An 18843-nucleotide genomic window follows, 5' to 3' on the forward strand; every position below is an offset into this window, starting at 1 on the left:
AATACGATGCATATACCAACCGTACGATCCGTCATTATTGACGACGAACTGCCCGTTCGTCGGACGTTGCGCAGCATGCTGACGTCGGTCCCGGAGGTTCACGTGGTGGGCGAAGCTGGAAATGTGACGGAAGGCCTTGACCTGATGGCTGCCCAAAAACCGGATCTCATTTTTCTGGACATTAAAATGCCGATTCGCAGCGGTTTTGAACTGCTGGATGAATTGACGCAGCAGCAGCAGTTTTATGGGGTCATTTTCGTGTCGGGATACCCGGACGATGCCCTGATGGCCGTTCAGAAAGCGGCTCCGCACCTGCATTCGGACTTCGTGGTGAAACCCATCGACCCGGTTATTCTGAAGCAAAAATTCCATTTGTTTTACAACAAGTGGAAAGCGGATAAGGAACACGAGCAGGAACTGACGGCTCAGCTGGAGAAAGCGTTCGGTCCGAATCAGGAGTTGGCGGTTTTGACGGGTCCCCGGTTTTTGACGTTTCAGAATTCCGTGGCGCTACACCGGATCGAAGTTGTCGATATCATGTACTGTGAATCGGCCAATAAGCAGATCAACATCTATTGTTCGAAGCAGGAACACCTCAACGTGCCCAACCTGACGCTCGACACGCTCGAGAAACTCTTGCCGCCGGATCATTTCGTCCGCATCGGCAAGAGTCATATCCTGAACAAGGAAGCCATTAGCTATCTGGAAAAAGGGCCTCGCCCGAAGTGCCGACTGGTGCTGGGCCACCGCGTCCGCGAACTCCTCATCTACGCCAGCAACGTCTGGAAAGTGGAGGAAAGCTATTCTTCGTAGTTAAAAATGAAGAATTAAAAATTAAAAGTAAGTAGACGCCGGACTGGCATTCCCTGCGAAGCATATTTTTAATTTTTAACTCTTCATTTTTAATTCCCCAACAGGATCTTGTTGGTTACTTCCTGATCAATGGTGATGTAGCCGGGGTAATCGACTTTTTTGTTGCCCAGCGCCAGCGTCGGCTTGATTTTGATGGTCAGTTTGGCCGGTTTGGTTTTATCGGAACCGCTCATGTTCCGGATCAGGTCGGTAAAGGCGCCCCGGGTTTTGTCGTCGGTCATCAGCTGGTAGGCGTTCGCGTTCAGTTTGACGGGAACGCGGGCCGTTCCGCCACCGGGTGTCACTTCGATGCGCTGGTTCACAAAACCATTGAACAACTCCTGTTCGGCCAGCAGAATTTTATATTCGAGTTGGTCGATCGCTGCGACCTTGTTGGTTGGGTTGGTAATATCAACATTGATCCGGGCGCTCAGCGGAATGCTTTTGGACAGCAACCCTGCAGCCAGTTGCGGATACCGCATCGGATTCAGATCTTCCAGGTTTCTCAGTTTCCGGACGTCGATGCCCGACAGGTACACACTGTCGGCGGAACTGATGTTGAATTTACAGTCGCCCAGGGCTTTGGCCTGGCTGATCTGACGGTTAACGCTGCATTGGCTGAACGTCAATACGAGAGCGAGAAGGGGGGCAAAAAACAGCAGTTTTCTCATGGACTTGATTTCCTTGGTAAATGTTGATGTTAGATAGACGAAAAAGCCGATGGTTTAGTTTAAAAAAACGAATTCTTTGCCGTTTCCGGGGCTTTTCGGCGGGGCGAAATTTGGCGGTCCATCGTTTTGTTGGTATATTTATACGTTAAGCTGCACGGGGCTAGGAAAAGAGCTGAAAATTTTGTATTTTTACTATTCGAAAACGTCCTTTTAACCGTAATTCTTATAACAATTCCGTAAGACGGAACCATATAGGTTGCATTCTATGACAAACGAATTGATTGATGCCGACATCAAGACTGATGTGAAACCGAACAGCAACTATGGCGCTGATAACATTCAGGTGCTGGAAGGACTCGAAGCCGTCCGGAAACGCCCGGCGATGTACATCGGGGATGTGGGTATCAAAGGCTTACACCATTTGATCTGGGAAGTAGTTGACAACTCCATTGATGAGGCCCTGGCTGGTTACTGCGACACCATCCGGGTAACCATTAACGAAGATAATTCCATCACGGTAAAAGACAATGGCCGGGGGATTCCGACGGGGGTGCAGGCCCAAACCGGGAAATCCGCGCTGGAAGTGGTGATGACGGTGCTCCATGCCGGGGGGAAATTCGATAAGGATACCTACAAAGTGTCCGGCGGTTTGCACGGTGTCGGGGTTTCCTGTGTGAACGCCCTCTCAACCAGCCTCCGGGTGGAAGTGCACCGCGAAGGCAAAATTTTTGAACAGGAATACAGCATCGGTCATCCGTTGTATGATGTGCGTGAAATCGGAGAAGCCGAGGATACCGGAACCACCGTGCACTTCAAACCCGACGACTCGATCTTTACCGAAACGGTTTATAAATACGACACGGTGGCCGGGCGTCTGCGGGAACTGGCGTACCTTAACAAGGGCATTCGCATTATCCTGACCGACCTGCGCGATATCAATGCGCAGGGCGAACCCTTGAAAACCGAATTCTATTCGCAAGGCGGTTTGGTCGAATTCGTGAAATACCTCGATGAAAACCGGTCTTCGCTGGAAGGCATGCAGCCGATTTACATGGAGCGGGAAACCGGGGTGACGCCTGTGCAGGTAGCGATGGTGTATAACCTCGAAGCCGGTGAAAATATTTCGTCGTACGTCAACAACATCAATACCATTGAAGGCGGTACGCACGTACAGGGATTCCGGACGGCCTTGACGCGGATTTTGAAAAGCTATGCCGAACGGAATGCGCAGGTACTGGGCAAGAACGCCGGTAAAGTGGTTTTTGACGGAAGCGATTTCCGGAAAGGGCTGACGGCCGTTATCTCCGTGAAAGTAGCCGAACCACAGTTTGAAGGCCAGACCAAGACGAAACTGGGGAACAGCGACGTCGTAGGGGCGGTCAGTTCGACGGTGGCCGAAATGCTCGAGATGTGGCTGGAAGAACACCCGAAAGAGGCCCAGGCCATTATCCGGAAAGTGCTGATCTCGGCCCAGGCCCGGATTGCGGCCGATCAGGCCTACAAACGCATCATGACCGACCGGAAGGACTTTATGGGCGGCATGGGCTTGCCCGGTAAACTGGCCGACTGTTCGGATACCAACCCGGAAAACTGCGAAATCTACCTCGTGGAAGGGGATTCGGCGGGCGGTTCTGCCAAGCAGGGTCGAAACCGGGCGTTCCAGGCGATTCTGCCGCTGCGGGGGAAAATCCTGAACGTGGAGAAAGCGCTGGAACATAAAATTTACGAAAACGAAGAAATCAAGAATATTATCACGGCGCTCGGTATTCGTTACGAACGCGTAAACGGGGAAACCGTGATGAATCTGGAGCGGCTGCGGTATCATAAGGTGATTATTATGACCGATGCCGATGTCGATGGGAGCCACATCCGGACGCTGATTCTGACGTTGTTTTTCCGCCACATGCGGACACTGATCGAGAACGGTTTTGTGTACATTGCTCAACCCCCGCTTTACCTGGTCAAAAAAGGCAAGGAGGAACGGTATGCCTGGACCGAGCAGCAACGCGAAGTCGCCGTTCGGGAACTGGCCGGATCGGGCCGGGAAGAAAATGTGAACGTGCAGCGTTACAAAGGTCTGGGAGAAATGAACCCCGAGCAGTTGTGGAGCACCACCATGGACCCCGAGAAGCGCAGTCTTAAGCAGGTGACCATCGAGTCGGCCGCCGAAGCTGACCACGTCTTTTCGACCCTGATGGGCGATGAAGTAGCCCCCCGCCGTGAATTCATCGAGCGAAACGCAAAGTATGCACGAATTGATGTTTAAACGAAAGCGGGCGAGCAGCCCGCTTTTTTTTTCTGTTTTTTAGGTATAATACGGATTAGGAACCGATACTGATGGAATAAACCCTTCCGAACGGGCGAAAACTAAAAAGTCCGTACGAAGTTGTGTAAATAAACGTTTACCGATTACAACATAGTCCACCCTACCGATGATTGATAAAGATTCTTCACAAAAAAATAATATAGACCGAAAGGGTTCTTTTGGGGGCCTCTTCTCGTTTTTTTCGAGTCGTAAAGTAACTTTACCGGCAGATTCGGAAGACGGTAAGGCCATGAAAATGAATGAAAAACTGGCGAACGTAATCGGCCAGAGTAACTATATTAGCCGCGACCTGAGCTGGCTGAAATTCAACGCCCGCGTGCTCGACCAGGCCCGTAATCCGGACCGTCATTTGCTCGATCGGTTGAAGTTTCTGGCGATCACGGCTTCGAACCTGGACGAGTTTTTTACAATTCGTGTCGGTAGCCTTTACAACTACCTCGATTACGGGAAAGAGCGCGTCGATTACTCCGGTTTGCGGGAAATTCCGTTCCGGAAAGCCCTGCTGACGGCCGTTCAGCAATTTAGTAAAGAACAGCTCGAAGTGTTTGAGGACCTGAAGCAGTCGTTTGGGGATATCGATCTGCGGTTTGTCAAACTGGATGATCTGACGGAGGAGGAACGGCAGAAAGCCGTCGATTACTTTGATCGGACCATCTATCCCATGCTGACACCGATGGTCTACGACTACACGCACACGTTCCCGGTTTTGCTGGCGAAGGTGCTGATATTCAGTGTGGTGACGCAGGATCCGAACCGCCCGGTGAAAGCCGGAGATGAGGACGAGAACCAGCGCCTATCGTTCGTACAGATTCCGGCCAACCTGCCGCGTTTCATGCCGTTTGAACGGAAGGATGAAACCTGTTTTCTGCCGATCGAAGAGATTATCCGCCAGGAAATCAAAAAATTATACCGGAATATTGAGATCGATTCGGTAAACCTGATGCGGATTACGCGGAATGGTGATTTTACCCTGGAAGAAAGTGATGATATCGAAACCGACTTCATCGACGAAATCAAACAGAAGATTAAAAACCGCCGGTTGGGCCGGGTCGTCCGGGTTGAGATCGAGCCCAATGCGTCGGAGTGGATGGTGAACCTGCTGAAAAAGAAGTGGGAAGTTGATGATTATAACCTGTTTGAGAACGGCCAGCTGATCGATTACACGAGCCTCTGGCAGGTGGTGCGCCATCCGGAATTCCGCGACGCATTGCCGACTGCACCGGCCCCGGTTTTACCTCTGGGCATGCATCGCGACAAAAATGCCGACATTTTCGAACAGATGAAGGAGCGGGATATTCTGCTGCATCATCCGTACAATAATTTCGAGCCGGTGATTTCGCTCCTGGAACAGGCCGCCGAAGACCCGAACGTACTGGCGATCAAATTGACCATCTACCGCCTGGCCAAGCGCTCACGGGTTACGGATGCTTTATTGAAAGCTGCCGAGAATGGCAAACACGTTTCGGTATTGTTTGAGGTCAAAGCGCGTTTTGACGAAGAAAACAACATTCGGGAAGCCCAGCGGCTTCAGAAAGCCGGGTGCTTCGTGATATACGGAATCAGCAGTTTTAAAACCCATACCAAACTGCTGCTGATTGTTCGGAGCGAGGGCAGTCGGGTTGTGCGGTATGCGCACCTGTCGAGTGGCAACTACAACGAAGAAACGTCAAAACTCTATACGGACATTGGTTTGCTAACCACTGATGAAGTGTATACGCACGATATTTCCGAGTTCTTCAACGTCATTACCGGTCATTCGCAGCCCAACGATTATGAGTACCTGATTACGGCTCCGCGCGACATGCGGAAACAACTGGTCAAATTGATTCGAAATGAAGCCCGGAATGCAGAACGGGGATTGCCCAGCGGGATCTGTATCAAAATCAACTCCCTGGAAGACCAGATGGTAATCGATGAGTTGTACAAGGCGTCGCAGGCAGGCGTTCCCATCCGGCTCATTGTCCGCGGAATCTGCTGTCTGCGTCCGCACCGGAAGGGTTTAAGCGAAAACATCACCGTGCGGTCGATTGTCGGCGATTTCCTGGAACACACGCGACTGTTTTACTTCCACAACAACGATGATCCGAAAATTTACGGTGGGAGCGCCGACGTGATGGTGCGCAGCTTCGACCGTCGGATCGAATCCTTGTTTTTGCTGGTCGATAAGCGGGTGAAACAACAGGCGATTCACATTCTGGACTATAACCTGCGCGATAACGTGAACGCCTACGAACTCCACGAAGACGGCACGTACGTGAGTTGCTGTGTCGAAGAAGAAATTGAACAGGCATTCAATATCCACAAGAAGTTTTTCGAAGTCACCCAGAAAGAGGTGATGCAGGCCAAACTGTTCATGAACGAAAAACCGGTCGGGGTGGAAACCGCGCCGGAACAACCGGAAACACAGAGCGAACCCGCCGAAGAAATCCACAAATAGAGTAGGGTTTGCAGTTTACGGCTGGCTGACGCCGGAACAGGAATGCATCAGCCAACCGTAAACCGTTTTACAACACACAAAATTCCGGTGATGCCAGGTCAAAAACCAGAGTGTTGTTGTTGGGAGTAAACCGGTGGCGTTCCAGTGGCCAGCTGGCCCCGCCGTCGGTGCTGACCCGAATATCGTAGGGTTGGTGTAGTTTCAATTTGTACGAAAGAGCCTGTAGATCCTTGCGATTCAGCGTTACCAATTCCCGCCAGTTTTTCTGCCCCGATTCCGTATACTGCAAACGAACTTTGGTCGGAAGTTTCGATTCATCCAGTCGGGTCGGGGGAGGACAGGCAAAATCGAAGCGGACGGTTATGGCCGGGGGAATGGGGAGCTTTTGCAAATCAAGCGGCTGGGGCGTTTGATTGCAGGTGGGCAGTGGGCCGGTTTCCAGCAAAGGCTGCCCCGGATTGCCGGAACTATACGCATTGTTGTAATTGTAAACCTGCAACTGAACTCGCTGATTCTGCAGCAAGTGACTCAGCGTAAGGCGGGTCCCGTTGTTCAACGGGCTGTAGAACGATGTGGTTTCCTGGCGTGTATCGGCGTTGATGACCTTGCACAGATACTGAATATCAACCTGGTTGAGTTTACTGCTGACCGTAAAAACCGGTCCTTCTTCACAAGCCGCCTGCGTCCAGCCAGCTACCCATACGGCCGATTGGGTAACCGATACCCGACACTCGAGTTGTCCGGTAGAAGCATTTCGGCTGACGGCCACCGGTTTTTCCTGTTGCCAGCGTGCCGAGAACCGGTTGTAACGGAAAAAAGGAATTTCGTCCCCCACCTGAATGGGCCGGCCGAGGGGAGGGTTAATCGTTTCCGGATTCAGCGTCATCGTGCATAAAACCGGTTTTGAAATTTGCCGGGCAACCCGAAACTGATCATCGTACAATTCCAGCGAAAACAGTCCGGCGATCTGGCTGAGTTGCAGCGATCCCAGGTTCTTGCCATCCAGACCCGTTACGGTGGGCATGACCGAGCCGTTGGGCAGGTAATTCGCCGGATTGTTGCCCCGGTTTTCAATGTGCACCAAAGCCGCCATTAACGTTCCGGTGAGCGTTTGGCCACCCGCATCTTTGAATTCGCTGCCTTGTTCAATCTGAATGGCAACGTTTTCTTTCTTCTGATTGAGCGAGGGGGTAGCGGTTTTTAGATCGCTGGTCAGAGGTAATTTCCGGTCGGTCACCATCACGGCCGATAAATGGGCGGGTGGATCATTGAGTTTGATCCAGGCCGGAGCCAGCGAGTAACGACCGGTATCGGCCAGCTCAACGGGTTGGAGAATGGTCAGGTAGTCCGGAGCTTTGGCAGCCACCACGAAGCGGAGCGGGTCGGCTCTGGAATAGTCCGCTTCGGGCGCAGCTGCCAGGACCAGCACCCCCTCTTCGTTGATTTTGTATGAAGTTGTATTGAGTGTCGTGACAACCTGCTCCGCATCGGGGCCCGCAACCGTGAGATCGACGCCAGTGGGAAGGGCTCCCTTCAAACTCCGAAACCGGATTTCGACAACCCCCTTTTCGATGGGATCTTTAAAACCCAACTGGACGTTTTCGAGTGGATTCATACAGGCTACCACCAGGAGCAGCAGGCCCAACACCATCAGAGATGACCGTTGCTTTCTCATATCTTCCTTTCTGGTAAAAGTCCATAAATGGCTGATAGGATAAACTATGCAGTTATTTCTGATAACAATTTTGTCTGATAATTGTCTGGTGAGTAGGGCGGTTTTTTAATGAACGGGTCGGTTTTTCATGAATTTCAAGCCGGAACGAGTGAAAACCGACCGGTTAAAAACCGGCCGGGGTTTTCATTTTACAAAGTCCAGGACTTCTTCGACAAACCGGTCGGTTTCCGTCACAAACGGTTCGTGCCAGGAATTTTCGAACGTAACAAGTTTGGAAGTCGTGGCGGTTAGCAAAGTCCGGGTTTCGCTCGCAACCCCCAGGGGAACGACCCCATCTTTTTTACCCCAGAAAAGCGCGACCGGGATCCGAATCTGTCGGAGCTGGCTGCTTTTTTCAAACGTCCGGATTTCGGTTTTGCCGTATTCTTCGTAGGCCTTTCCGTGCGTAAACTGGCCGAGCGCCGTGTTGGGGGTTGCAAAGAGGTAGTTCAGTACATATTTTTTATCATCATAGAGCGAAACCGGGTTGCCGCCCAGATCGACCATCCGCCGGTAGAGTTCCTCCCAGTTGTAGGTGGGTAGATTTTCGGCAGTAATCGGATGGTCCAGCGCGTATTTTTCGATCTCGGACCGCTGTTGCCGTTTGGCTTCCTGCAGGACCCATTCCCGGACCTGATACAGCCAGCGGTAGGTCGAAAACGTACCATTGACCGCCATCAAACCGTTGACTATCTGTTGGTTATCGTTGGTGGTCAGGAACTGCCAGGCCAGTTCGACACCGAAACTATGCGCCAGCAGGTAAATCTTGGCCGATGGATACCGTTCTTTCAGCAGCTTGATCGCGTAATAGGCATCTTCGCCAAACTGCTCGTAGGTCAGCGTTTTCGGATCAACTTTCCCGGACGACGAACCGGCAATGCGCTGGTCCCAGTAGGCCACACCCACGGTTTTTTCCAACGCCTGGAGGTAATACCGGTAACACATGGCGCAGTCGCCGGGACCACCGTGGAGATAAAGAACGATCTTGTCGGACTGGACATTGCCCCGAACCCAGATGGGCATATCAGCCCCTTTATGCCGCAGGTAAAACGTTTGTTCAACATCCGTTACATCATTTTTTTCGCAGGAGGCAAAAACCGTAACCAGTCCCGTCAGGAGGAGGATTTGAAAATAGAACCGAAGGCGTTTCATAATTTTTTCAGGGGTTTGATGATGCCTGCTTCAAGGCCAAACCGCAGGAGCGTAGACGCATTATAGGGCCGTTGCTGCATCACGTTCAGCCGGGCATACCAGGCAATTGGGCGGGAACGACGAATAGCCAGGTCCTTGCCCAAACCGAGCGAAATCGTGGGCAAAAAAGCACTGCGCCCCGCCAGCGGCACCTTCCGAAAGCTGCCGGATTCGTCCACTTCGTAGGTAGTGCCGGCCAGAAAATAACGGAAATAGGAGGGAGCAACGGCAATTTCATAAAAGCCGCCCCGTCGGCCCGTACGGCGGTAAGCCAGCTCGGGCGAAACGATGACGCCGGTATGATTGTGCGGATGCCGGTAGGCAGCCAGGCCCGGAACGAACAGAAACTCTTTCCGAACGGTGGCTTCGCGGAGTTGCGTAGTGCGAAGCGGTAGCTCATAGCCGACCTTTGCTCCGTAATGGGTGACGGTTTCGCCGAAATAGGCGAACCGTAGCTGCTGGGCACGTACGGAGAGTCCACTGAGTACCAGCGCGCCGATCATTACTAGTGTTGTTTTCACGAGGATGCTAAGATTTGGGGCAAACCCAGCCCGGTAGGTTTTTCGAGTCGCAAGAAACTACCCGTTTGGGTTTATGCTATGGCAGAAGTGGATGAAAGAGAGAGTTTTACGGTCGAAACGGAAGAAAAAGCCGGTGAAGTCGGCGCGATGCAACGCCCAATCCCGATGGCCTGACGATGCTTGTAACTGCTCCGTCCTGGGTTCGGCGTCATGGCGGGGGGCTGGCGTGAAAAAGAAAGTGGAAATTGGCGAAGTTAGCACGAAATCCGTCGAACGGCGTCCATGACAGGGCATTCCTTCGTATCTTCACAAGTTTTTTGTAAACTACACTGCACTTCTATTAACCTACTTATCTGAATGAGTCGTTTTACCGGACTGATCGGCATTGTGCTGATTCTGGGCATCGCGTACGCCATGTCAAACAACCGCAAAGCCATCAATTACCGAACCGTGGGCGTTGGGCTGCTGCTGCAATTCGGCCTGGCGGTTTTTATTCTGAAAACAGAAATTGGACAGCAGGTTTTTCAGACATTAGGTCAGTTCGTCGATCGGCTGTTGCAGAAGTCGGTTAAGGGGGCCGAATTCGTCTTTGCCCCGCTGGTCAACCGCGAGTTGCTTAGCAAAGCATTTGGACCCGAAAATGGCTTTATTTTCTTCTTTCAGGTCATTCCAACCATCATTTTCGTGGCGGTTCTGGTCAATATTTTTTACCACCTGGGCATTATGCAGCGCGTGGTGGCGGTATTGGCGCGGTTCATGAAATGGCTGATGGGCGTGAGCGGAGCCGAAGCGCTTTCGAACGTTTCGAGCACCTTTGTCGGACAGGTGGAAGCCCAGATCATGATTAAACCGTACCTGAAAACGATGACCAATTCCGAGCTGCTGGCGTCGATGACGGGCAGCTTTGCCTGCATCGCGGGTGGGGTGATGGCGGTTTATATCTCGCTGGGCGTTCCCGCGCCGTACCTGCTGGCGGCCAGTCTGATGGCGGCCCCGGGTGCGCTGGTGATCAGTAAAATCGTGTTCCCCGAAACGGAAGTTTCGGAAACGCAGGGAACCGTCAAACTCGAAATCAAAAAGATTTATGCCAACCTGCTCGACGCCATTGCCGCCGGAGCCAGTGAAGGGCTGAAAGTTGGTTTCAACGTCGTGGCCATGCTGATCGGTTTTATTGCGCTCATTGCCCTGATCGACAGCATCTTGTTTCGTATTGGGTACTATATTTTTGGCTTCCCGAATTTAAGTCTGAATTTTCTGCTGGGTAACGTCTTCTCCCTTTTTGCCTGGGCGATGGGCGTGCCTGGTAAAGATGTCCAAACCGCCGGGGCCTTGATGGGGACGAAAATGGTGGTGAACGAATTCGTGGCTTACCTTGAGCTGGTGAAATTAAAACCGGGTCTCGATCCCAAAACCGTTGCCATCACCAGTTTTGCCCTCTGCGGTTTTGCCAATTTTTCATCCATTGCCATTCAGGTGGGGGGAATTGGCGAACTGGTGCCATCGCGCCGTCGGGATCTGGCGAAGTTAGGCTTTAAAGCCCTGATATGCGGTACCTTAGCGTCGTATATGTCGGCAACGCTGGCGGGATTGCTTTTATAAACCGGCGATTCGTGTTCGTACACAGTGGGCCTCGGATAGATCTTTGATTTTCTGATGAACGCCGTGTACGAACTACTGTCTCACCTCATCGACTCCGCCAGTTTCACGAGTTCGTTAACCGTTTTCCAGTTGCGGGTTGTGGCCTTCACTTTCAGTTTGTTTTCGAAAAAGGTATTGCTCAGTTTGGTGTTCCCGTAACCGCTTGGGCAATACACATATACCGCATTACCCGAAAGAATAAACCGGTCGGCACCGAATGCTAACCCCTTGATTTTGTCGTGATTGGCCGGGTCGGGCGTTGCGGCCAGAAACGTGACGTGCAGTTTATCCAGTTCGATATCCGGTTCCTTCAGAAAGGGATTTTGAGCCACAAGCTGGCCCAGTTCAGGGGGTAAACGCACCAGGACGGGGATGTCAAAACCGTATTTCTCCCTGATCTTCTGCTCGATCTGCCGGGCCAGCTGTTCCGGGTCAACATCCGTGTGTTTAAAAACGACATTGCCACTTTGGATGTACGTGGTAACACGTTCGCCGTTCAGCGCTTCGAATACGCTTTTCAAATCGTTCATCGCAATTTTGTTGCGACCACTCACATTAATTCCGCGTAAAATTGCCAGATAGGTTTTCATGAAGGGGAGTTCGCTCTAAAACGCCGGTGCGAATATCTCCCCATTTTCCGAAAGAAAACAGACGGGCGACGGAATAACGGCGTGTATATGCGCTACTTACGGAAGGGGGACTCAACCGTTCGGGCTAGGGAACGTCTTGTGAATGGAGCGAACTCTTTTGCAGGATCTGCGTTTATTCTGGTACCCCCCGGTTTTATCGGACTACTGGAAAACCGGCCGGTCGGCAGGCCGGCAACCGTTCAGGATCGGGTGGATAGTTAACGGTTGAAATTGTAATGTTCTGAGAAAAAGAAGCATATATTTATAAATATGGCTTATTTGTGGAATAATATTTGCATATTTCCGATATAAGTGTTTACTTTTGAATAAGTTAAGACTCAATTCTCAAATGGGTAAACGGCGAAATAACTTCTTTCTGCACCGCTTATTCTGCTGGCTAATGGCTCTGCACATCATCAACATCAGCGTTGATGTACCGGAGCATTATTCGCCCAGAATGTTGCATGGTACGCAAAAGAAAGACTTGTCCGTGAACAAAATTGAGAGCTTTGGTGAGCTGGCTCTGGAACACTGGCTTGGTTTTATCGATGCCGTTCCGGAGCAGGACGAATCCGACGAAGAATCGGACGTTCTGAACATTGAACATGATTATTTTTCGACCCCATTTTTTTCATTTTCCTTAAAACCGGCCTGCTGGCATCTGACTGCCAGGCCGCTCGGACGGATGTTTATCCGTGCTTTTTCGCACGTGCAGGAAATCTCCTCCCCGCCACCGCAACCATAAAGGCCGCACTGGCTTCAGTCCAATCGTTCCTGTCCTGGTAAACTACAAAATGCAGTAGCCATTCTGTATCAAAATGCTTATCCGACATCCGTCAGGATGACCGGGCTTTGGCTATACCTAACACGCTTAAAAGGAATCATACACAAATCATGAAAGGATATATCATTGTAAGTGCTCTGTTAATCAGCGGTTTTTTGGCTGGTTGTTCGACATCAACCGAAGAAAAAGCCGTGGAGGAAAAACCGGCCTTACCCATTTTTGAAATAACCCGGCAATCGACCACCTTGCAGCGGGAATACGCCGGTAATGTGGAAGCGGTCCGGAATGTCGAAATCCGCGCCCGGGTGGGCGGTTATCTGGATAAAATTCACGTCGATGAAGGACAGCAGGTGACGAAAGGTCAGCTGTTGTTTCAGATTAACCAGGCGGAGTATCAGGCCGAACTGGCCAAGGCAAAAGCCACTTTGAAAAGCGCTATGGCCGAAGCCAAAACCGCCGAAGTGGAAATGGGCCGGGTTAAACTGCTGGTGGACAAGAAAATTATCTCCCCGTCTGAACTGGAGTTGTCAAAATCCAAACTGGAAGCCGCCAGAGCCTCGATTGAAGAAGCCGAATCGGCCCGGGAAAATGCCTCCCTGCGCTTGTTACACGCCAGTGTCCGGGCCCCGTTTGATGGGGTTATCAACCGGATTCCGTTCAAAATGGGCAGTCTGATTGAGGAAGGAAGCTTGCTGACTACGGTTTCAGACATTCGGGAAGTGTACGCCTACTTCCACGTTTCGGAAAAAGAATACCTCGAATACATCAAGAAAGCCAACAGCCGCCCCAATCGCAATGGGCAGGAGGTGGAGCTGTTACTGGCCGACAATACGCCGTATGGGCAACCGGGAAAAATCGAAACGATGGAAAGCGTTTTTGACGACGGTTCCGGAACCATTGCGTTCCGGGCGCGCTTTCCGAACCCCAGCAAAGTTCTCAAACACGGCGCAACCGGGAAAATTCGTCTGAAAAGCGAAGTCGACGATGCGTTGCTGGTGCCCCAAAAGGCGGTTTTTGAAGTTCAGGACAGAAACTTCGTCTACGTGGTCGATACGGCCAACAAAGTCAAGATGCGGAGCATTGTGCCGCAGAGTCGTCTGGCGCAGTTTTACCTCGTGAAGTCGGGCCTGGAACCCGGCGACAAAGTGGTGTACGAAGGCATTCAGAACATCCGGGAAGGCATGGAGATTGTCCCCCAGGCCCTGTCAGCCGATAGCTTGCTGACCTTGAATCCTTCATCTGGCGAAACCGTTTCGACCAACTAACGGCCCCGGTTTTCGATCACTAACCCACCTTACGTATACGAAAAACCCTCCTGCCGCCAGCGCGGCAGGAGGGTTATGCCGTGCTATGTAAGATCATCATCCTAAATTATGTTTAATACTTTCATAAAACGGCCGTTACTCTCCGCCGTAATCTCGGTTTTGATTACGTTGCTGGGGTTACTGGCCCTCATGAACCTGCCGGTTACGCAGTTTCCCGACATCGTTCCGCCTTCCGTCGTTGTTACAGCGACTTATACCGGAGCCAACGCGCAGGTGAGTACCAAAGCCGTCGCCATGCCGATTGAACGGGCTATCAACGGTGTGCCGAACATGACCTACATGACCTCCATTTCGGGGAACGATGGCGTTACGCTGATTCAGGTCTTTTTTGAAGTGGGGACAGACCCCGATCTGGCGGCCGTGAACGTGCAAAACCGGGTAACGACGGTTCTGGATGAATTGCCCGAAGAGGTGATCAAAGCGGGGGTAACCACCGAAAAGGAGGTGAACAGTATGTTGCTGTATCTCAACCTGATCAGCAGCGATTCCACCGCCGATGAGAAGTTTATTTACAATTTTGCCGATATCAACATTCTGTCGGAACTCAAGCGGATCGATGGAGTTGGTTTCGTCGATATTCTGGGGGCGCGGGAATACTCCATGCGGGTCTGGCTGAAACCGGATCGGATGACGGTCTACCAGATTTCGCCGGACGACGTAATTGCCGCCATTCGCAAACAAAATGTAGAAGCGGCACCCGGAAAAGCGGGTGAAAGCTCCGACCGTGATGCACAGGTGCTGCAGTACGTCCTTCGGTATTCCGGAAAATTCTTTGACCCCGTCCAGTACGAAAATCTGGTGCTTCGCACCGAGAAAGACGGCTCGCTGCTGCGACTGAAAGACATCGCCGACGTGGAGTTTGGCTCGCTGGATTACAGCATTTTATCCAAAAACGACGGAAAGCCGTCGGCGGCCATCATGCTGAAACAGCGCCCCGGTTCCAACGCGCAGGAGGTGATCAACAACGTGAAGGCGAAAATGGCCGAGCTGAAGGAAACGACGTTCCCGCCCGGCATGAGCTATAACTTTGCCTATGACGTCTCCCGGTTTCTGGATGCGTCCATTCATGAGGTCGTTCGGACCCTGTTCGAAGCCTTCATTCTGGTCTTTATCATCGTATTCCTGTTCCTGCAGGACTGGCGCTCGACCCTGATTTGTGCCCTGGCGGTGCCGGTGGCCCTGGTCGGAACGTTTGCGTTCATGCAGATGATCGGTTTTTCCATTAACCTGCTGACGCTGTTTGCCCTGGTACTGGCCATCGGGATTGTGGTCGATAATGCGATTGTGGTGGTGGAGGCCGTCCATGCTAAAATGACCGAAGCTCATCTGACGCCACGGGCGGCCACGTTTGCCGCCATGAAGGAAATCAGCGGGGCCATCATTGCCATTACGCTTGTGATGTCGGCGGTGTTCATTCCGGTGGCGTTCCTGTCGGGACCGGTCGGGATTTTCTACCGGCAATTCTCGTTGACGCTGGCCATTTCCATTGTGATTTCGGGGATTAATGCCGTCACGCTGACGCCCGCCTTGTGTGCCCTGCTGCTGCGGCCGGTTCATGGTGAACAAACCGGCTGGCTCGGGCGGTTTTTTGCCCGCTTCAATCGCGGGTATGACGCACTGGCGACCAAGTATATGCGCGGGATACGCCCGTTCGTTACGCGGGGTGTGGTCACCTGGGGCGTTCTGCTGCTGTTTGTGGTGGCCACCTGGGGGATCAATACCGTGTTGCCCGCCGGTTTTATTCCGACGGAAGACCAGGGGATGATTTACGTAAACGTGACGACGCCCGTTGGTGCCACGGTAGAACGGACGGAGGAAGTGATGGACATGGTGCAGCAGGCGGCTTCCAAGCTGGAGTCGGTTGAGAACGTGTCGACGCTGGCGGGGTTGAGCCTGATGACCGACGGGGCCGGGGCTTCGTACGGGATGGGAATGATCAACCTCAAAAGCTGGGATCAACGAAAAGAATCCGTTGATGATATCATTGCGGTTCTGGCCGAAAAAACCAAGCATATCAACGACGCCAGCATTCAGTTTTTCTCGCCCCCAACGGTTCCCGGTTTTGGGAACTCCAGTGGTTTTGAAATCCGTCTGCTCGATAAAACCCGGAGCGACGATCTGCAAAAGACCAAAAAAGTAGCCGACGACTTTATCGCCGAACTCGAAAAGCGCCCGGAAATCAGCCGGGTTTTTACCAGCTTTGACCCGAGTTTCCCGCAGTACCTGCTCCATGTCGATCAGGACAAGGCGGCTCAGAAAGGCGTTTCCATCGACAACGCCATGAGTACCCTGCAAACGTTGATGGGAAGTTATTACGCATCGAACTTCATCCGGTTTAATCAGATGTATAAGGTGATGGTTCAGGCGGCTCCCAGTTACCGCACCAAACCGGAAGATGTGCTGAATCTGCAGGTCAAAAATGACCAGGGCGAGATGGTGCCGTATTCCAACTTCGTGACGCTGGAACGCGTGTACGGACCGGAGCAGTTGACCCGCTACAACATGTTTACCTCGGCCATGATCAACGGCGAGTCGGCACCCGGTTACAGCTCGGGCGACGCGATTAAGGCCATTCAGGAAGTGGCGAAGGAAAAACTGCCGCGCGGTTTCTCCTTCGAGTGGTCGGGGATGACGCGCGAGGAAGTCTTGTCGGGGGATCAGGCCGTCTGGATTTTTGTCATCTGTCTGATCTTTGTCTACCTCTTGCTGGTCGCGCAGTATGAAAGCCTGTTTCTGCCGCTGGCGGTTCTGCTCTCGCTGCCGGTCGGAATTTTCGGCTCCTTCCTCTGTCTGAAGCTGGCCGGTTTGCAGAATAATATTTACGCCCAGGTATCGCTGGTGATGCTCATCGGTTTGCTGGGGAAAAACGCCATTCTGATCGTGGAATTTGCCAACCAGAAACAGCAGGAAGGGCTTACCATTCTGAAAGCGGCCATGGAAGGGGCGATGTCGCGTTTACGTCCGATCCTGATGACTTCGTTCGCGTTCATCGCCGGTCTGATTCCGCTTTGTATTGCGTCGGGTGCGGGTGCGCTCGGAAACCGTTCCATCGGAACGGCGGCTGCGGGGGGAATGCTGGTCGGTACAGTATTTGGCCTCTTTCTGATTCCGGGCTTGTACGTAGCCTTTGCCAAACTGGCTCAGAAGCTGCAATCCAAACCGCCCAAAGACGACGAGTCGGAACTGGTATTAACTCAAACTCATGAAAATGGAACAACCGTTCATTCATAAATCGCGTAGCTTAAAACTGATCTGTTTTTTTCTTCCTCTTGTCCTGCTCTCGGGTTGCCGGGTTTCCGAACCGCTGCGATTGCCAAATGCAACCCCGGTTCCGGCGTCGTTTGCCGGCAATACGGATTCTACCACCGTCGCTGGGCTGGACTGGAAAGCTTTTTTCTCGGATGCCGACCTGGAAAGTCTGATCGACACGGCCCTGGCACGGAATCTGGATTTGCGGATTGCCACCCAGCGAATTGAAATGGCGCGGGCCAATTTTGAGTATACGCGGGGGGCTTTGGTGCCGTCGGTCAATGCGGTTGCTTCCGCAGGTGTCGACCGCTACGGTCGCTATACACTCAACGGTGTGGGTAATTACGATACCAACCTTTCGCCGAACATCGACGGAAAACAACGAATTCCGGATGCGACGCCCGAGTATTTCCTGGGTTTCCGGAGCAATTGGGAAATCGATCTCTGGGGCAAGCTGCGCAACCGCAAACAGGCAGCCTACGTTCGGTTTCTGGCGTCAGAAAAAGGGCGTCACCTCATCGTTACCTCGCTGATCTCGGAGGTTGCCCGGCTGTATTACAGCTTGTTGGCGCTGGATAGTGAACTGGAGATTATCCGGGAAAATATGGCCCTGCAACAACGGGCCGTCGAACTGGTTGGAGTCCAGAAAGCCGCCGGCCGCGTGACCGAACTGGCAGTGCAGCAGTTCAATGCGCAATTGCTCAATACGCGGGGACTGGAAGCGCAGGTGCAGCAGCAGATTGTGGAAGCCGAAAACCAGCTCAATCAATTGCTGGGCCGGTATCCGCAACCCATTCCGCGCAGTAAAACGATTGATAACCAGGTGTTTCCGGCCCGCGTTTCGGCGGGTGTGCCGAGTCAGATGCTGGGTCGCCGACCGGATATTCAGCAGGCCGAACTGGCCATGCAAGCGGCCAATATCGACGTGGACGTGGCGCGGGCCGAGTTTCTGCCCTCGCTCAACCTGACTCCCTATGTGGGGCTGAACGCCTTCCGGGCGTCGGTTTTGCTCGATCCCGGATCGCTGGCGCTTGGGGTTCTGGGTGGTTTGGCCGCCCCGGTTTTCAATCGTCGGTATCTTAAATCGAATCTGTCCCTGAGTGTGGCGCAAAGCCGGGAGGCTTTTTACAATTACCAGAAAACCATCCAGACCGGGTTTAGCGAAGTGATGACCAGTTTGCGCGGGATCGACAATTTCCGGAAAGTAGCCGATTTACAAACGCAGGAAGTGGCGGTATTAAACCAGGCGGCATCCATTTCGGATGAATTGTTCGCAACCGGTTACGCATCCTACCTGGAAGTGATCACGGCGCAGCGCAGTGTGCTGACGGCTGAACTGTCGCTGGTCAATACAAAGCGGGCGCAGTTTCTGTCGCTCATCGATCTGTACCGGGCGCTGGGTGGAGGCTGGCAGTGAGTTATTACACCGAGTTAATCAGAGGTTATCAGGGAATCGCTGATTACCTTTGATTACCTCTGATTAACCCTGTGTAACAACTTCTGACC

Annotated in this window: 13 protein-coding genes; 8 read left to right on the top strand and 5 right to left on the bottom strand. The window is 52.4% G+C overall.

Translation table 11 applies throughout. From position 1 onward, the window contains the following. Positions 1-6: 6 nt before the first annotated feature. Complete coding sequence (locus tag ACFPMF_RS10440) at positions 7-813, top strand: LytR/AlgR family response regulator transcription factor (RefSeq protein ID WP_379844130.1); 807 nt, start codon at positions 7-9, stop codon at positions 811-813. An 89-nt stretch (positions 814-902) separates the two neighbouring features. Here the strand turns inward: ACFPMF_RS10440 and ACFPMF_RS10445 are convergent, their stop codons facing one another. Further along, positions 903-1523 (bottom strand): hypothetical protein, encoded by a 621-nt coding sequence (locus tag ACFPMF_RS10445; protein ID WP_379844132.1) that lies wholly within the window; start codon positions 1521-1523, stop codon positions 903-905. Positions 1524-1788: 265 nt separating this feature from the next. Here ACFPMF_RS10445 and gyrB point away from each other — a divergent pair, with 265 nt between their 5' ends. Together gyrB and ppk1 are read left to right on the top strand one after the other, a co-directional pair. Then, positions 1789-3789 carry a DNA topoisomerase (ATP-hydrolyzing) subunit B gene (gene gyrB / locus ACFPMF_RS10450; protein WP_379844134.1) on the top strand — a complete coding sequence of 667 codons (2001 nt, stop codon included), beginning with the start codon at positions 1789-1791 and terminating at the stop codon, positions 3787-3789. A gap of 289 nt (positions 3790-4078) precedes the next feature. Then, entirely contained in the window at positions 4079-6286 is a 2208-nt protein-coding gene (gene ppk1, locus ACFPMF_RS10455; RefSeq protein WP_379844136.1) for a polyphosphate kinase 1, read from the top strand. 67 nt (positions 6287-6353) lie between these two features. On the opposite strand, the gene ACFPMF_RS10460 is transcribed toward ppk1, so the two are convergent. The 3 genes from ACFPMF_RS10460 to ACFPMF_RS10470 form a co-directional block, all read right to left on the bottom strand. Next, entirely contained in the window at positions 6354-7961 is a 1608-nt protein-coding gene (locus ACFPMF_RS10460; protein ID WP_379844138.1) for a hypothetical protein, read from the bottom strand. 183 nt (positions 7962-8144) lie between these two features. Further along, positions 8145-9152, bottom strand: coding sequence for an alpha/beta fold hydrolase (locus ACFPMF_RS10465; RefSeq protein WP_379844140.1), 1008 nt, complete (start codon positions 9150-9152; stop codon positions 8145-8147). Continuing rightward, positions 9149-9712 (bottom strand): hypothetical protein, encoded by a 564-nt coding sequence (locus tag ACFPMF_RS10470; RefSeq protein ID WP_379844142.1) that lies wholly within the window; start codon positions 9710-9712, stop codon positions 9149-9151. Before ACFPMF_RS10470 ends, ACFPMF_RS10465 begins: the two co-directional genes overlap by 4 nt. A 357-nt stretch (positions 9713-10069) precedes the next feature. On the opposite strand from ACFPMF_RS10470, the gene ACFPMF_RS10475 reads away from it, so the two are divergent. Beyond that, positions 10070-11311, top strand: a complete 1242-nt coding sequence (locus ACFPMF_RS10475; RefSeq protein WP_379844145.1) for a NupC/NupG family nucleoside CNT transporter — start codon at positions 10070-10072, stop codon at positions 11309-11311. A gap of 80 nt (positions 11312-11391) precedes the next feature. Here the strand turns inward: ACFPMF_RS10475 and ACFPMF_RS10480 are convergent, their stop codons facing one another. Beyond that, positions 11392-11940, bottom strand: a complete 549-nt coding sequence (locus tag ACFPMF_RS10480; protein WP_379844147.1) for a DUF1697 domain-containing protein — start codon at positions 11938-11940, stop codon at positions 11392-11394. Between the two features lie 439 nt (positions 11941-12379). On the opposite strand from ACFPMF_RS10480, the gene ACFPMF_RS10485 reads away from it, so the two are divergent. From ACFPMF_RS10485 to ACFPMF_RS10500, 4 genes are all read left to right on the top strand, one after another. Beyond that, positions 12380-12724: a hypothetical protein gene (locus ACFPMF_RS10485; protein WP_379844150.1), complete on the top strand. Its 345-nt coding sequence runs from the start codon at positions 12380-12382 to the stop codon at positions 12722-12724. Positions 12725-12873: 149 nt separating this feature from the next. Continuing rightward, positions 12874-14028, top strand: coding sequence for an efflux RND transporter periplasmic adaptor subunit (locus ACFPMF_RS10490; protein WP_379844153.1), 1155 nt, complete (start codon positions 12874-12876; stop codon positions 14026-14028). 108 nt (positions 14029-14136) lie between these two features. Beyond that, entirely contained in the window at positions 14137-17319 is a 3183-nt protein-coding gene (locus ACFPMF_RS10495; protein ID WP_379844156.1) for an efflux RND transporter permease subunit, read from the top strand. Beyond that, positions 17297-18754, top strand: a complete 1458-nt coding sequence (locus ACFPMF_RS10500) for an efflux transporter outer membrane subunit (RefSeq protein WP_379844159.1) — start codon at positions 17297-17299, stop codon at positions 18752-18754. Before ACFPMF_RS10495 ends, ACFPMF_RS10500 begins: the two co-directional genes overlap by 23 nt. Positions 18755-18843: the final 89 nt, after the last annotated feature.

Origin of the sequence: Larkinella bovis, assembly GCF_042655385.1 — a bacterium.
Classification (GTDB): domain Bacteria; phylum Bacteroidota; class Bacteroidia; order Cytophagales; family Spirosomataceae; genus Larkinella; species Larkinella bovis.

Excerpts from the sequence above, each read along its gene's own strand:
- ACFPMF_RS10495 (WP_379844156.1), top strand. The coding sequence starts at position 14,137 with ATGTTTAATACTTTCATAAAACGGCCGTTACTCTCCGCCGTAATCTCG.
- ACFPMF_RS10445 (WP_379844132.1), bottom strand. The coding sequence starts at position 1,523 with ATGAGAAAACTGCTGTTTTTTGCCCCCCTTCTCGCTCTCGTATTGACG.
- ACFPMF_RS10485 (WP_379844150.1), top strand. The coding sequence starts at position 12,380 with ATGGCTCTGCACATCATCAACATCAGCGTTGATGTACCGGAGCATTAT.
- ppk1 (WP_379844136.1), top strand. The coding sequence starts at position 4,079 with ATGAAAATGAATGAAAAACTGGCGAACGTAATCGGCCAGAGTAACTAT.
- ACFPMF_RS10440 (WP_379844130.1), top strand. The coding sequence starts at position 7 with ATGCATATACCAACCGTACGATCCGTCATTATTGACGACGAACTGCCC.
- ACFPMF_RS10475 (WP_379844145.1), top strand. The coding sequence starts at position 10,070 with ATGAGTCGTTTTACCGGACTGATCGGCATTGTGCTGATTCTGGGCATC.
- gyrB (WP_379844134.1), top strand. The coding sequence starts at position 1,789 with ATGACAAACGAATTGATTGATGCCGACATCAAGACTGATGTGAAACCG.
- ACFPMF_RS10480 (WP_379844147.1), bottom strand. The coding sequence starts at position 11,940 with ATGAAAACCTATCTGGCAATTTTACGCGGAATTAATGTGAGTGGTCGC.
- ACFPMF_RS10460 (WP_379844138.1), bottom strand. The coding sequence starts at position 7,961 with ATGAGAAAGCAACGGTCATCTCTGATGGTGTTGGGCCTGCTGCTCCTG.
- ACFPMF_RS10490 (WP_379844153.1), top strand. The coding sequence starts at position 12,874 with ATGAAAGGATATATCATTGTAAGTGCTCTGTTAATCAGCGGTTTTTTG.
- ACFPMF_RS10465 (WP_379844140.1), bottom strand. The coding sequence starts at position 9,152 with ATGAAACGCCTTCGGTTCTATTTTCAAATCCTCCTCCTGACGGGACTG.
- ACFPMF_RS10500 (WP_379844159.1), top strand. The coding sequence starts at position 17,297 with ATGGAACAACCGTTCATTCATAAATCGCGTAGCTTAAAACTGATCTGT.